At 68.3% G+C, this 12,616-nt stretch carries 14 protein-coding genes; 4 read left to right on the top strand and 10 right to left on the bottom strand.

What is annotated here, in order from left to right:
• Positions 1 to 14 precede the first annotated feature (14 nt).
• Positions 15 to 380: a thioredoxin gene (gene trxA / locus AU195_RS12770; RefSeq protein WP_059095544.1), complete on the bottom strand. Its 366-nt coding sequence runs from the start codon at positions 378 to 380 to the stop codon at positions 15 to 17.
• A gap of 150 nt (positions 381 to 530) precedes the next feature.
• On the opposite strand from trxA, the gene AU195_RS12765 reads away from it, so the two are divergent.
• Positions 531 to 1,343 (top strand): hypothetical protein, encoded by an 813-nt coding sequence (locus AU195_RS12765; protein ID WP_059159435.1) that lies wholly within the window; start codon positions 531 to 533, stop codon positions 1,341 to 1,343.
• Between the two features lie 30 nt (positions 1,344 to 1,373).
• Here the strand turns inward: AU195_RS12765 and AU195_RS12760 are convergent, their stop codons facing one another.
• Positions 1,374 to 2,087 (bottom strand): ankyrin repeat domain-containing protein, encoded by a 714-nt coding sequence (locus tag AU195_RS12760; protein ID WP_059159434.1) that lies wholly within the window; start codon positions 2,085 to 2,087, stop codon positions 1,374 to 1,376.
• Between the two features lie 69 nt (positions 2,088 to 2,156).
• Between AU195_RS12760 and AU195_RS12755 the strand changes: the two genes are divergently transcribed.
• The gene (locus AU195_RS12755) at positions 2,157 to 2,522 is read left to right on the top strand and encodes a SpoIIAA family protein (RefSeq protein ID WP_059095546.1); all 366 of its coding nucleotides are present in this window, start codon (positions 2,157 to 2,159) and stop codon (positions 2,520 to 2,522) included.
• A 54-nt stretch (positions 2,523 to 2,576) separates the two neighbouring features.
• Complete coding sequence (locus AU195_RS12750; RefSeq protein ID WP_059159433.1) at positions 2,577 to 3,857, top strand: HNH endonuclease signature motif containing protein; 1,281 nt, start codon at positions 2,577 to 2,579, stop codon at positions 3,855 to 3,857.
• A gap of 53 nt (positions 3,858 to 3,910) precedes the next feature.
• Here AU195_RS12750 and AU195_RS12745 read toward each other — a convergent pair whose 3' ends face one another.
• Genes AU195_RS12745 through AU195_RS12710 form a run of 8 tightly spaced genes read right to left on the bottom strand, consistent with a single transcriptional unit; the run spans position 3,911 to position 10,832 of the window.
• Positions 3,911 to 4,477, bottom strand: coding sequence for a hypothetical protein (locus tag AU195_RS12745; protein WP_286149229.1), 567 nt, complete (start codon positions 4,475 to 4,477; stop codon positions 3,911 to 3,913).
• 38 nt (positions 4,478 to 4,515) lie between these two features.
• Positions 4,516 to 4,863, bottom strand: coding sequence for a metal-sulfur cluster assembly factor (locus AU195_RS12740; protein WP_059159431.1), 348 nt, complete (start codon positions 4,861 to 4,863; stop codon positions 4,516 to 4,518).
• Positions 4,860 to 5,318: a Fe-S cluster assembly sulfur transfer protein SufU gene (sufU, locus tag AU195_RS12735; RefSeq protein ID WP_059159430.1), complete on the bottom strand. Its 459-nt coding sequence runs from the start codon at positions 5,316 to 5,318 to the stop codon at positions 4,860 to 4,862. Before sufU ends, AU195_RS12740 begins: the two co-directional genes overlap by 4 nt.
• A 1-nt stretch (position 5,319) precedes the next feature.
• Positions 5,320 to 6,573 carry a cysteine desulfurase gene (locus tag AU195_RS12730; RefSeq protein WP_059159429.1) on the bottom strand — a complete coding sequence of 418 codons (1,254 nt, stop codon included), beginning with the start codon at positions 6,571 to 6,573 and terminating at the stop codon, positions 5,320 to 5,322.
• A 13-nt stretch (positions 6,574 to 6,586) separates the two neighbouring features.
• Complete coding sequence (sufC, locus tag AU195_RS12725) at positions 6,587 to 7,363, bottom strand: Fe-S cluster assembly ATPase SufC (protein WP_059159428.1); 777 nt, start codon at positions 7,361 to 7,363, stop codon at positions 6,587 to 6,589.
• Complete coding sequence (gene sufD, locus AU195_RS12720) at positions 7,363 to 8,556, bottom strand: Fe-S cluster assembly protein SufD (RefSeq protein ID WP_059159427.1); 1,194 nt, start codon at positions 8,554 to 8,556, stop codon at positions 7,363 to 7,365. Before sufD ends, sufC begins: the two co-directional genes overlap by 1 nt.
• Positions 8,557 to 10,020 carry a Fe-S cluster assembly protein SufB gene (gene sufB, locus AU195_RS12715; RefSeq protein WP_059159426.1) on the bottom strand — a complete coding sequence of 488 codons (1,464 nt, stop codon included), beginning with the start codon at positions 10,018 to 10,020 and terminating at the stop codon, positions 8,557 to 8,559.
• Positions 10,017 to 10,832 carry a helix-turn-helix transcriptional regulator gene (locus AU195_RS12710; protein ID WP_172800559.1) on the bottom strand — a complete coding sequence of 272 codons (816 nt, stop codon included), beginning with the start codon at positions 10,830 to 10,832 and terminating at the stop codon, positions 10,017 to 10,019. The genes sufB and AU195_RS12710 overlap by 4 nt, the downstream gene beginning before the upstream one ends.
• 33 nt (positions 10,833 to 10,865) lie before the next feature.
• Between AU195_RS12710 and mptB the strand changes: the two genes are divergently transcribed.
• Entirely contained in the window at positions 10,866 to 12,596 is a 1,731-nt protein-coding gene (gene mptB / locus AU195_RS12705; protein ID WP_172800562.1) for a polyprenol phosphomannose-dependent alpha 1,6 mannosyltransferase MptB, read from the top strand.
• Positions 12,597 to 12,616 lie beyond the last annotated feature (20 nt).

The raw sequence follows: 12,616 nt of genomic DNA, 5'->3' as shown, positions 1-12,616 counted from the left end.
CGGCGTCGAACCCGTCACTCGGACTGGGCGTTTTCCTGCTCGGCGATCGCGGCGTCGATGTCGAATTCCTTGACCTTCTGCACAAGGTCCTCGAGCGCGGCGGGCGGAAGGGCACCGGCCTGGTTGAACACCAGCTTGCCCTTCTTGAACGCCATCAGCGTCGGGATCGAGCGGATGTCCGCCGCGGCGGCCAGCTGCTGCTCGGCCTCGGTGTCGACCTTGGCGTGCACGACGTCCGGGTGCTTCTCGGACGAGGCGGCGAAGGTCGGGGCGAACGCGCGACACGGCCCGCACCAGGACGCCCAGAAATCGACGAGCACGATCTCGTTGTCGTTGATCGTCTCGTTGAACTGATCTGCGGTGATGTCTTGGGTAGCCACGATTGTCCTAACGTTGTGACGTCGGTGTCTGTTCCCCGATAGCCGCAGCTCAAACCCGAGGCGGCTGGCCTCAGCCTCAAAACACCCGTTGGTGTCGGTGCCCGCGCGCATACTGACCGGCGAGATGCCGGAATGGGGAGGCTGCACCAGATGAGCAAGCGGTCGTCCAATGCAGCCGACGGTGTTGGCGGACTCATCTTCTTCGTCATCCTTCTCATCGTTCTGATTCCCAAGCCGGTGTGGATCTTTCTCGGCGTGCTCGTCGGAGTCGTGCTCATCGGCTGGTTCGTCGCTTGGATCGTCTCGTCGGAGAAGGAGCGCCGCGCGGCTGCAGAAGAGCAGGAGCGTGTTGGGCGGGCTGAGAAGGCGGCGGCAGCCAAGCGGCAACGCGAGGAGCGGCTGCGCAAGGAGAGACAACTGCGCATCGACACCCTTGGCAAGGACAACGCCGCGCTTGTCGAATCGGCGTTGAGCGCGGTCAGGCAGATCACCGCCTCCGAGGCCGCCCACGCCGGATGGTTGGGCGACGTCAACTTTACCGCCGACATCAATGGAGTCACCGCCAGCTTCGAGAAGGCCTTCGCCTTACGCCGGGTTGCCGACAAGCTGGCGGCCCTCGACAAGCCCAGCGCCGACGATCGCACGATCCTGGCCGAGGCGAGGACGACCATCGCGACATTGGAGGGCGCTGCGCGCGAACGGGTGGAACTGATCCGTAAGTGTGCCAAGGAAGCGCAACTCATCGACAAATCGCTGCGCACCGAACGCGAGGACGCCCACGTCGCCGAACAGCGCGCCGAGCTCCATGCGAAGTTGAGCGCGATGCTCTACGGCATCGAGGCCACACCGGACACCACGCCGGCAGATTCGGCGGTGGACGCGGTCATGGCGCGCGTACACGCGTACCGAGAGATCGAGAACCAGATCGAGCTGGCCCGCAACGACGGAGATCGCCACCCATAGCGCCGAGCGGCAACGTACGCGCCACGTCGCTCACAGATCGAATTCCTCGTCGGTGAGCACCGCTCCTTGACTCGTGATGACGTGGGCCTGGGCCGATCCGCCGGCCACGCGACACCAACTCAGTGATTCGAGGTAGCCCTGGCGCAGGGTGACGTGGAATCCGCCGTACATGCCGGGGATCGGAAACCACACTGACTGGCCTGGCGCCTCATGAAGCACGCCGACGGGCGGGTAGCGCAGCGCCTTGCGAGGGTCCCGGTCGGGGTAGTCACGGTCGAGCCCGAATTCTCGGATGCGTCTGTCGATGACCTCGGCGAGATACCGGTCGAACAGTGCGACCCGCTGCTCACCCAACGGGGATCGACGCGGGGTCAGAAGTGTGATCACGTCGTCCGAATGCCTGCGCTCCACCGCGACGTCGCGAGCCGTCCGCCCCTTCGCGTCCATCAAGGATCGGAGTGCTCCGCGCTCGAGGAGCGCCGCGACCACCGGAACCGGGGCACCGTGCCAGGCTGCTTGATGCAGGGGCGTGAACCACTTCGGGCTCCCCGGCCGCCATTGGTTCGGATTCAGCTCGATGTCCTTGATGCCCAGGTGGTCGCCGCCGCTGTCGAGCAGATGGAGGACGGCGCTCCAATCACCAGCCCGGGCCGCGTCTGCCAGTCGGTGTCGTGCCGCGACGACGGCTTCGGAGAGCATCGACGGGTCCAGAACGCCCGCCCAATCGAGCGGTTCCTCGTCCATTCCTGGAGCATATTCGCGACACTGGGACCAGATCTCGGGATCGATCCTTCACTGCTGCCGGGGGCCGTCATGATCGAAATGCTGTCCGACATGCCGGAAGGCGTCACCGGCATCCGCGTATCGGGGCGGGTGGGCGGTGATGAACTGCGTGAGATCGGGCCGACGATGGAGCAACTCGGCGAATCCGGCGAGATCAGGATCGTCGAGGTCATCGAGGACTACGCGGGCTTCGGTCCCGGCGGATTGGTGCAGGACCTGAAGCTGGGTCTCGGCGTCCTCTTCGAGCACCACTCGGCTTTTAAGCGGATCGCCATCGTCACCGACATGGACTGGGTCACCCATACGTTGCACCTGTTCGCGTGGATGGTCCCCGGCGAGATCAAGCTGTTCGGGCTCGCCGACCTCGAGCAAGCCAAGCAGTGGGCCGCCGGCTGACGTCGGCCTCCGCATCCGCGTATCGATGTCGGACCCCTCTGCTTGTATGGGGTCATGTCCTCGAGCGCACCGTGTTTCGTGCCGAGCGCGCCTGGCGCTGCGCGGCTGGAGGCGTTGTTCGAGGAACTGTCCGAGCTGGCCGGTCAGCGCAACGCCATCGACGGCCGCATCGTGGAGATCGCCGCCGAGATCGAGCACGACGGGTTGTGGGGCGCCACCGGGGCCCGTTCAGTCGCCTCGCTGATGGCGTGGAAAACCGGCGTGTCTGCGGCGAATGCGAAATCGATCGTCGCGGTGGCCGAACGGATCGAGGAGCTCCCCCGCTGTGTGCAGGGTCTCCGTGAGGGACGGCTGTCGCTGGATCAGGTCGGAATCATCGCCGAGAAAGCCGGCGCCGGATCCGACGAGCACTACGCCGAGTTGGCCCAGCACGCCAGCGTCAACCAGCTCCGCACCGCGATCAAAGTCGAACCCACACCCGAACCCGCACCCGCACCCGATTCCGACGTCAAAGACAAGCCGCCGCCCCCTCCGCCGCCGCCGCAGGCGTCGATCACCACGACCTCAGATGAGCAGCACACCTACTGGCGCATCACTCTGCCCCACGCCGAATCAGCGAAAGTCGACGCCGCCCTGACGTGCCGGCGCGAAGGCATGGTCGCCCAGTGGGACCGCGACCACGCCGACACCCCGTCCGGGCAGCGGCCCCCAGCCCCGACGACGGTGGATGCGTTCCTCGACATCATCGACACCGCCTGGGACACCGACGCCGCCCGCCGCCCCCACAGCGCACACACCACCGTCGTCGTGCACCTCGACGTCAAAGACCGCATCGCCGCCCTCCACCTCGGCCCACTGCTGCCCGACGCCGACCGGCAATACCTGACCTGCGACGCCACCTGCGAGGTGTGGTTCCAACGCGACGGCCACGTCATCGGCGCCGGACGCACCACCCGGCTGATCAACCGCCAACTACGGCGCGCCCTCGAACACCGCGACCGCACCTGCGTGGTGCCCGGCTGTGCGGCCACCCGCGGGCTCCACGCCCACCACATCGTGCACTGGGAGAACGGCGGCCACACCGAACTCGACAACCTCGTGCTGGTCTGCCCCTACCATCACCGGGCCCACCACCGCGGGATCATCACCATCACCGGCCCCGCAAGCCAACTCGTCATCACCGACAGCCGCGGCCAACCCATGCAACCGGGATCGTCGGCGCGACCACCCACCACCGCACCACCGGCAGTGCCGCCCTACCCCGGACCATCCGGCGAACGCGCCGACTGGTGGTGGTACACCCCATACCAACCCACACCACCCACCACCAACTAGCTCGCGCTGAAAGTCAGTGCTGCACTGGGTAATCGGCAGCCGCCGAACGCGGCCTACCCTTCCTCCGACGGCTCCTCCGCCAGCACCTGTTTGGCCAGCGCCGTCGCGAGCGCCGAGTTCAGCAGCAGTTCCCGGCGGCGGGCCGGCCACCACGTCAGTTCGATGGCCAGCAGTCCCAGGTATACGCAGGAGGCGACGGTCTCCCGCACTGATCCGGTGACCGCATCGACCGCCGCGGTCACGAGCGCCACGACCAGTACCAGCGGCAGCACCCAGCGGTAGCGGTACAGCGGTTCGGCCGAGGCGCGCAGACCGGCGTCGTAGTCGACCACACTGCGGGCCAGCCGCCGGTCGCGAACGGGATAGCCGCGACGCGCGGCCCGCACCACCGTCACACGGTCGGCGGGGCTGAGCTCGTCGGCGCCGGGCCAGTAGCGGTTCATCCGGCGAACAGTCAGTGTGCCGAGGACCGCGCCGGTCGCGACGGTGACGATGGCACCGACGACGAGAAACCCGGAGTCGAGGAGCGCCAGCGCGCCGAAGAACAGCCCTGCGGTGGCGCCGATCAGCACACCGCGCGCGACGGGGCCGCCGCGCCATCCGGTGGCGGGGACGGTCATCACCCGGTGATTGTCACCCGCCGCGCGGCATCAGGGACCTAGACGGTGAAACCGAGCGCGCGGAGTTGTTCGCGGCCGTCCTCGGTGATCTTGTCCGGGCCCCACGGCGGGTTCCACACCCAGTTGATCTTGATCTCCTTGACCAGCCCCGCGCCCACCAGCGCGGTGCGCGACTGGTCCTCGATGACGTCGGTCAGCGGGCAGGCCGCCGACGTCAGCGTCATGTCGATCAGCGCCACGTCGCCTGCGTCGCCCTTCTCGACGTCCAGCCCGTAGACCAGTCCGAGGTCGACGACGTTGATGCCGAGTTCGGGGTCGACGACGTCGCGCATCGCCTCCTCGATGTCGGCGAGCAGTTCATCGTTGGCGGCCGTCGTTTCGCTCATCGTTTCTCCTCCGAATCGTGGGACGCCTGGGCCACGGCGTCCTTGAAAGCCATCCAGCCGAGCAGCGCGCACTTCACGCGTGCCGGGTACTTCGAGACACCCGCGAACGCGATGCCGTCACCGAGCACATCCTCGTCCCCCTCGATGGTCCCCCGCGACGAGACCATCTCGGTGAACGCGGCGACGGTCTTGAGCGCGTCGCCGACGGTCTCCCCGATCACCTGATCGGTGAGCACCGACGTCGACGCCTGGCTGATCGAGCAACCCTGTCCGTCATAGGAAACGTCCGCCACGGTCTCGCCGTCGTCGGCCAACGCCACGCGCAGTGTCACCTCGTCGCCGCAGGTGGGGTTGACGTGGTGCACCTCGGCGCCGAACGGTTCCCGCAGCCCGCGGTGGTGCGGATGTTTGTAGTGATCGAGGATCACTTCCTGGTAGATCTGCTCGAGGCGCACGTCAGTCCCCGAAGAACTCGACGGCGTGGCGGACACCGGCGACCAACCGCTCGACCTCGTCGAGGGTGTTGTAGACCGCGAACGACGCCCGGGCGGTGGCGGTGATGCCGAACCGGCGGTGCAGCGGCCACGCGCAGTGGTGGCCGACGCGCACGGCCACGGCGTCGTCGTCGAGAACCTGGCCGACGTCGTGGGCGTGGATACCGTCGACGACGAACGACACCGGCGAGCCACGCTCGACCGTCGACAGCGGCCCGACGATGCGGACGCCGCCGATCCCCGAGAGTCCCTCCAGCGCGGCGGAGACCAGTTCGGCCTCGTGCGCCTCGACCTCGGCCATGCCGATCGCCGACAGATACCGCGCCGCCGCCGCCAGCCCGACGACCTGTGAGGTCATCGGGGTGCCCGCCTCGAAGCGCTGCGGTGCGGGCGCATAGGTGGCGCCCTCCATGGTGACCGTCTCGATCATCGAACCGCCGGTCAGGAACGGCGGCATCGTCGCGAGCAGCTCACGCCTGCCGTAGAGCACGCCGATCCCGTTGGGGCCCAGCATCTTGTGCCCGGAGAACGCGGCGTAGTCGACGCCGAGAGCGTGGAAGTCGATCGGCTGGTGCGGCACCGACTGGCACGCGTCGAGCACCGTGAGCGCCCCGACCGCCTTCGCCCGCGACACCAGTTCGGCGACCGGTGCCACCGCGCCGGTGACGTTCGAATGATGCGTGAACGCAACCACCTTCACCCGCTCGTCGAGCTCCAGGGAGTCCGGGTCGATGCGGCCGTCCTCGGTGACCGAGTACCAGCGCAGCGTCGCACCGGTGCGGCGGGCCAGCTCCTGCCACGGGATCAGGTTGGCGTGGTGCTCGAGTTCGGTGGTCACGATGACGTCGCCCGGGCCGACGGCGTGCCCCTCGAACCGCTCGTCACCCAGCACGTAGGCGACGAGGTTGAGCGCCTCGGTCGCGTTCTTGGTGAACACCAACTCGTCGGTGTCGGCGCCGACGAAGGCCGCGATGTCGGCACGGCCGGCCTCGTAGGCGTCGGTCGACTCCTCCATCAACTGGTGGGCGCCGCGGTGCACGGCACCGTACGACGTGGTCAGGAAGTCGCGTTCAGCATCGAGGACCTGCAGCGGACGCTGCGACGTCGCACCGGAATCCAGGTAGGCCAGCTGATTTCCGCCGCGCATCACCCGCTGCAGGATCGGGAAGTCCGCACGGATCCCGGCCACGTCCAGTCGGCTCGCCGCGGTCGTCATGGCAATGGCCCCCTTACGCGCCCGCCGCCGCGGCCTGCTGGGTGAACCGCACGTACCCGTTGGCCTCGAGCTCGTCGGCGAGTTCGGGTCCGGCCGACTCGACGATGCGCCCGCCGACGAACACGTGGACGAACTGCGGCTGGATGTAGCGCAGGATCCGGGTGTAGTGCGTGATCAGCAGCACGCCGCCGTCGGACTCCGCGGCGTAGCGGTTCACGCCTTCGCTGACCACCCGCAGCGCATCGACGTCGAGGCCGGAGTCGGTCTCGTCGAGGATGGCGATCTTCGGCTTGAGCAGCGACAGCTGCAGGATCTCGTGACGCTTCTTCTCGCCGCCCGAGAACCCTTCGTTCACACTGCGTTCCGAGAACGCCGGATCGATCTCGAGGTCGTCCATCGCTCCCTTGACCTCTTTGACCCAGTGCCGCAGCTTCGGCGCCTCACCGCGCACGGCCGTGGCGGCGGTGCGCAGGAAGTTCGACATCGACACCCCGGGCACCTCGACCGGATACTGCATGGCCAGGAACAAGCCGGCGCGGGCCCGCTCGTCGACGCTCATCTCGAGCACGTTCTGACCGTCGAGCGTGATCGACCCCGACGTCACCGTGTACTTCGGGTGACCCGCCACCGCGTACGACAGCGTCGACTTCCCGGACCCGTTGGGCCCCATGAGCGCGTGCGTCTCCCCCGAGTTCACGGTGAGGTTCACACCCTTGAGGATGGGCTTGGCCTCGGCGTCATCACCGCCGGTGACGCTGACGTGCAGATCTTTGATTTCCAGTGTGGACATTACGAATTGCTTCCTTCAGTGAGCTCGAGTTCGCGTTCGATGGCGGCGGTGAGGCGGTCCCGCACGGCGGGCACGGCGATCTTGCCGATGATCTCGCCGAAGAAACCGCGCACGATCAACCGGCGCGCCTGGTCCTCGGGGATGCCCCGCGCCTGCAGGTAGAACATCTGCTCGTCGTCGAATCTGCCGGTGGCACTGGCGTGCCCGGCCCCGACGATCTCGCCGGTCTCGATCTCGAGGTTGGGCACCGAGTCGGCGCGGGCGCCGTCGGTGAGCACCAGGTTGCGGTTCACCTCGAAGGTGTCGGTGCCGGTGGCCTCCGCCCGGATCAGCACGTCGCCCACCCAGACGGTGTGGGCGTCGGGCTTGTTGGAGTTCGGATCGCCCTGCAGCGCACCCTTGTACAGCACGTCGGACTTGCAGTTCGGCTGTGCGTGGTCGACGAGCAGGCGCGATTCGAAGTGCTGGCCGTCGTCGGCGAAGTAGGTGCCGAGCATCTTGGCGTCACCGCCGGGTGCGGTGAACCGCACGGTCGCGGTGGTGCGGACGACGTCGCCACCCAGCGTCACGTTGACGTGTCCGAGCACCGCGTCCTTGCCCAGCCGGGCGTGATGGGAGCTCACGTGCACCGCGTCGTCGGCCCAGTCGGCGATCCAGATCACGCCGAGGCCTGCCGCATCGCCGACGATGATCTCCACGTTGTCGGCGTAGGTTCCGCTGCCGCGCAGGTCGACCACGACGATCGCCCGCGAGAGTTCCTCCACGCGGATCTGCAGATGCCCGTAGCCCACCTGGCCCTCGCCCGGCCCCTCGACGGTGATCTCGATGGGCTCGGCCACCTCGGTGTCGCGGGCCACGGTCACCACGGTTGCCGAGTCGAATGACGAGAACGCCTGGGCGGCAACGCGGTCCGAGGGCACACCGCCCTGGCCGAGTCGTTCGTCACCGCGCTGCACCGTTTCCACCGTGACGCCGGGGCGTTCGGTGACGTGGATGCGGGCCTGCGCCGTCGCGGCCGCCGACCCGTCGTGCAGGCCGCGCAGCCGCTTGAGCGGGGTGAACCGCCAGAGCTCGTCACGGCCGCCGGGAACCTCGAAGGCGTTGACGTCGAACGAGGAGAACAGTTCACCCTTGTTCAGCGCGGAACCCGCGGGAGTGCCCTCGGCCGCCGCTGCCAGATTGGACGACGTCACTTAACCCACGGCCCCTTCCATCTGCAGCTCGATCAGCCGGTTGAGCTCCAGCGCGTACTCCATCGGCAGTTCCTTGGCGATCGGTTCGACGAAGCCGCGCACCACCATCGCCATCGCCTCGTCCTCGGTGAGGCCGCGGCTCATCAGGTAGAACAGCTGGTCCTCGCTGACCTTCGACACGGTCGCCTCGTGACCCATGGTGACGTCGTCCTCGCGGATGTCGACGTACGGGTAGGTGTCGCTGCGGCTGATCGTATCGACAAGCAGCGCATCGCATTTCACGCTCGAGCGGGAACCGTGCGCACCCTTGTTCACCTGGACCAGACCGCGGTAGGACGCGCGGCCACCGCCGCGGGCCACGGACTTGGACACGATGTTGCTCGACGTCTGCGGCGCCAGGTGCAGCATCTTGGCGCCGGTGTCCTGGTGCTGGCCCTCACCGGCGAACGCCACCGAGAGCACCTCGCCCTTGGCGTGCTCACCGGTCATCCACACGGCCGGGTACTTCATCGTGACCTTGGAGCCGATGTTGCCGTCGACCCACTCCATGGTGGCGCCCGCCTCGGCCCGGGCCCGCTTGGTGACCAGGTTGTAGACGTTGTTCGACCAGTTCTGGATGGTCGTGTAGCGGCAGCGGCCACCCGGCTTGACGATGATCTCGACGACCGCGGAGTGCAGGGAGTCGCTCTTGTAGATCGGGGCGGTGCAGCCCTCGACGTAGTGCACGTAGGCGCCCTCGTCGACGATGATGAGGGTCCGCTCGAACTGGCCCATGTTCTCGGTGTTGATCCGGAAGTAGGCCTGCAGCGGGATGTCGACGTGCACGCCCGGCGGCACGTAGATGAACGAGCCACCCGACCACACCGCGGTGTTGAGCGCGGAGAACTTGTTGTCACCGGCCGGGATCACCGTGCCGAAGTACTGCTTGAACAGTTCGGGATGCTCGCGCAGGCCGGAGTCGGTGTCGAGGAAGATCACGCCCTGGGCCTCGAGGTCCTCGCGGATCGAGTGGTAGACCACCTCGGACTCGTACTGCGCGGCCACACCGGACACCAGCCGCTGCTTCTCGGCCTCGGGGATGCCGAGCTTGTCGTAGGTGTTCTTGATGTCAGCGGGCAGGTCGTCCCACGTCGCGGCCTGCTTCTCGCTGGACCGCACGAAGTACTTGATGTTGTCGAAGTCGATGCCCTCGAGGTTCGAGCCCCAGTTCGGCATCGGCTTCTTGTCGAACGTGCGCAGCGCGCGCAGCCGGATGTCGAGCATCCAGTCGGGTTCGCTCTTCTTCGACGAGATGTCGCGCACGACGGCTTCGGAGAGCCCGCGCTGGGCGCTGGCGCCCGCGACGTCGGAGTCCGCCCAGCCGTAGCCGTAACGGCCCAGCGAGGCGATGGCCTCCTCCTGCGACAGCGGCTCGCCGATCGTGTGGTCGGGCGTGACGCTCGTCGTGTCCGGGGTGGCGGTCATGTCGACGCTCCTTGGTCGGTGGGGACGGATCCGGCGCGGGCTGTGCGCCGAAGGGGTGGTGCCTGGTCGGGCTGCAGCGGCACGTGGGTGGTGCACGCACAGTCGCCGTTGACGATCGTGGCCAGCCGCTGCACGTGGGTGCCGAGGATCTCCGCGAACGCCTCGCGCTCGGCCTCGCACAGCTCCGGGAACTCCTCGGCGACGTGCGAGACCGGGCAGTGGTGCTGGCAGATCTGCACACCGTCGATCGGGCCGCTGACCCGGTTGGTGGTGGTCGCGTATCCGGCCTCGGTGAGCGCATCGGCCACCCGGTCGGCAGTTGATTCAACACCATCGGCCCCCTCGGTTACTCCCGAGAGGATGGTGTCGATCCGCCGGCGGGCGAAGGTGCGCACGGCCTCGTCGCCGCCGATCTCGCGCAACTGCCGCATCGCCGCCGCGGCGAGGTCGTCGTAGGTGTGGCCGAGCTTGGCGCGGCCTGCGGCGGTGAGGCGGTAGCGCTTGGCCGGGCGGCCCCGGCCGGAGTGCTGCCAGGCGGCCGCCGCGGCGGCCTGCGCATCACCCGCCTCGATCAGCGCGTCGAGGTGCCGCCGCACGCCCGCGGCGGAGATGCCGAGCCGCTCGCCGATCGCCGATGCGGTGACCGGCCCCTGCAGCAGCATCTGGACGATCGCACTGCGGGTATGCCCGTCCGAGACGTGCGCAGCGGACACGCCGGCAGCCTCGGTAGGGATTTTCACAACACCATTGTGACGGAATTCGACAGGTGGTTCCACCAAGGCCACCCTTAGTCGGAGCGTGAGAATGGCCATAGGCGCGGCGGCTACTCTGCTCGAATGGCTCGTATGGCCGGGCGGCTGCAGTCCTTCAGTTCCTCGATCGCCCGCTGGCACGGCGACGAGCGCACGGTCGGCTCACCGCTCACCGAGGCCGATCTGGTCGCGCTGCGCCGGACGCGGTTGTTCGGGGCGACGGGCACCGTGCTGATGGCGATCGGCGCTCTCGGTGCCGGCGCCCGCCCTGTCATCCAGGACCCGACCTTCGGCGTCCGGCTGCTCAACCTGCCTTCACGCATCCAGACCGTGTCGCTGACCATGACGACGACCGGCGCGGTCATGATGGCCCTGGCCTGGCTGATGCTGGGCCGCTTCGCGCTCGGCAGCAGGCGGATGTCGCGCAGCCAGACCGACCGGACGCTGCTGCTATGGGCGATCCCGCTGCTCATCGCCCCGCCGATGTACAGCAAGGACGTCTACTCCTACCTCGCACAGAGTGAGATCTCCCTGCAGGGACTCGACCCGTACGAGGTGGGCCCGGCCACCGGGCTGGGACTCGACCACGTCTTCACGCTGTCGGTGCCGAGCCTGTGGCGCGAGACGCCTGCGCCCTACGGTCCGCTGTTCCTGTGGATCGGCCAGACCATCTCCTCGATCACCGGCGAGAACATCGTCTGGGCGGTGCTGTTCCACCGACTGGTCGTGCTGCTCGGCGTCGGCCTGATCGTGTGGGCCACCCCCCGGCTGGCCCGCCGCTGCGGGGTCGCCGAGGTCAGCGCGCTGTGGCTGGGGCCGTGCAATCCCCTGCTGTTCATGCACCTGGTCGCGGGCATCCACAACGAGGCGCTGATGCTCGGGCTGATGCTGGCGGGCACCGAGTTCGCGCTGCGCGGGGTGGACGCCGCCCGGCCACTCGTCCCGCGACCGTTGCACTGGCCGTCGGGGGCCACGCAGTGGGCGCGGTGGTATCCCATGGCCATGCTGCTCGCCGGCACCGTGCTGATCGCGATGTCGTCGCAGGTGAAGTTGCCCTCGCTGCTTGCGCTCGGGTTCGTCGCGATGGCGCTGGCGTGCCGGTGGGGCGGCACGGTCAAGGCGTTCTTCATCGCCGGCGGATCGCTGACCGCGGTCGCGGTGGCGGTCATGGCGCTGATCGGCTGGGCGAGCGGGCTCGGGTTCGGCTGGTTGTTCACCCTCGGCACCGCCAATGTGGTCCGCAGCTGGATGTCCCCGCCGACGCTGATCGCGCTGGGCACCGGTCAGGTCGGCATCCTGCTCGGGCTGGGCGACCACACCACCGCGATCCTGGGGCTCACCCGCGCCATCGGTGTGAGCATCATCGCCGTCCTGGTCAGCGGGCTGCTGCTGGCGGTGCTGCGGGGACGGCTGCATCCGGTCGGCGGTCTGGGCGTGGCGCTGGGGGCGACGGTGCTGCTCTTCCCGGTGGTGCAGCCCTGGTACCTGCTGTGGGCGATCATCCCGCTCGCGACGTGGGCCACCCGCCCGGGATTCCGCGGGTCGACGATCGCGGTCACGCTGATCGTCGGCATCTTCGGGCCGACCGCCAACGGCGACAGGTTCGCACTGTTCCAGATCGTGATGGCCACCCTGGCCAGCACCGTCGTGGTCGCCGTGCTGATGGCACTGACGTGGCGGAGGCTCCCGTGGCAGCCGTTGCCCGACGGCGATCCGCCGGCCATGCCGGGGCTGCCGCCCGAGTCGCCGGCGCCCGCCCAGAACGAGCCCCGACCACCGCAACCGCGGTCCGCCGCGCCGGGCGCATACGCTGATTCCCCGTGACCACCGGATCCGAAGCCGTC

This window comes from Mycobacterium sp. IS-1496, assembly GCF_001499995.1.
Classification (GTDB): domain Bacteria; phylum Actinomycetota; class Actinomycetes; order Mycobacteriales; family Mycobacteriaceae; genus Mycobacterium.
Note: the sequence above shows the minus strand (reverse complement) of the source record. Positions and strands in the feature narration are given on the sequence as shown.

Bases quoted from the DNA above. Each gene is read 5' to 3' on its own strand.
- AU195_RS12710 (WP_172800559.1), bottom strand. From the start codon at position 10,832: ATGGCCATTCTCACGCTCCGACTAAGGGTGGCCTTGGTGGAACCACCT.
- sufC (WP_059159428.1), bottom strand. From the start codon at position 7,363: ATGTCCACACTGGAAATCAAAGATCTGCACGTCAGCGTCACCGGCGGT.
- AU195_RS12740 (WP_059159431.1), bottom strand. From the start codon at position 4,863: ATGAGCGAAACGACGGCCGCCAACGATGAACTGCTCGCCGACATCGAG.
- AU195_RS12760 (WP_059159434.1), bottom strand. From the start codon at position 2,087: ATGGACGAGGAACCGCTCGATTGGGCGGGCGTTCTGGACCCGTCGATG.
- AU195_RS12730 (WP_059159429.1), bottom strand. From the start codon at position 6,573: ATGACGACCGCGGCGAGCCGACTGGACGTGGCCGGGATCCGTGCGGAC.
- AU195_RS12755 (WP_059095546.1), top strand. From the start codon at position 2,157: ATGATCGAAATGCTGTCCGACATGCCGGAAGGCGTCACCGGCATCCGC.
- AU195_RS12765 (WP_059159435.1), top strand. From the start codon at position 531: ATGAGCAAGCGGTCGTCCAATGCAGCCGACGGTGTTGGCGGACTCATC.
- AU195_RS12750 (WP_059159433.1), top strand. From the start codon at position 2,577: ATGTCCTCGAGCGCACCGTGTTTCGTGCCGAGCGCGCCTGGCGCTGCG.
- sufB (WP_059159426.1), bottom strand. From the start codon at position 10,020: ATGACCGCCACCCCGGACACGACGAGCGTCACGCCCGACCACACGATC.
- mptB (WP_172800562.1), top strand. From the start codon at position 10,866: ATGGCCGGGCGGCTGCAGTCCTTCAGTTCCTCGATCGCCCGCTGGCAC.
- AU195_RS12745 (WP_286149229.1), bottom strand. From the start codon at position 4,477: ATGACCGTCCCCGCCACCGGATGGCGCGGCGGCCCCGTCGCGCGCGGT.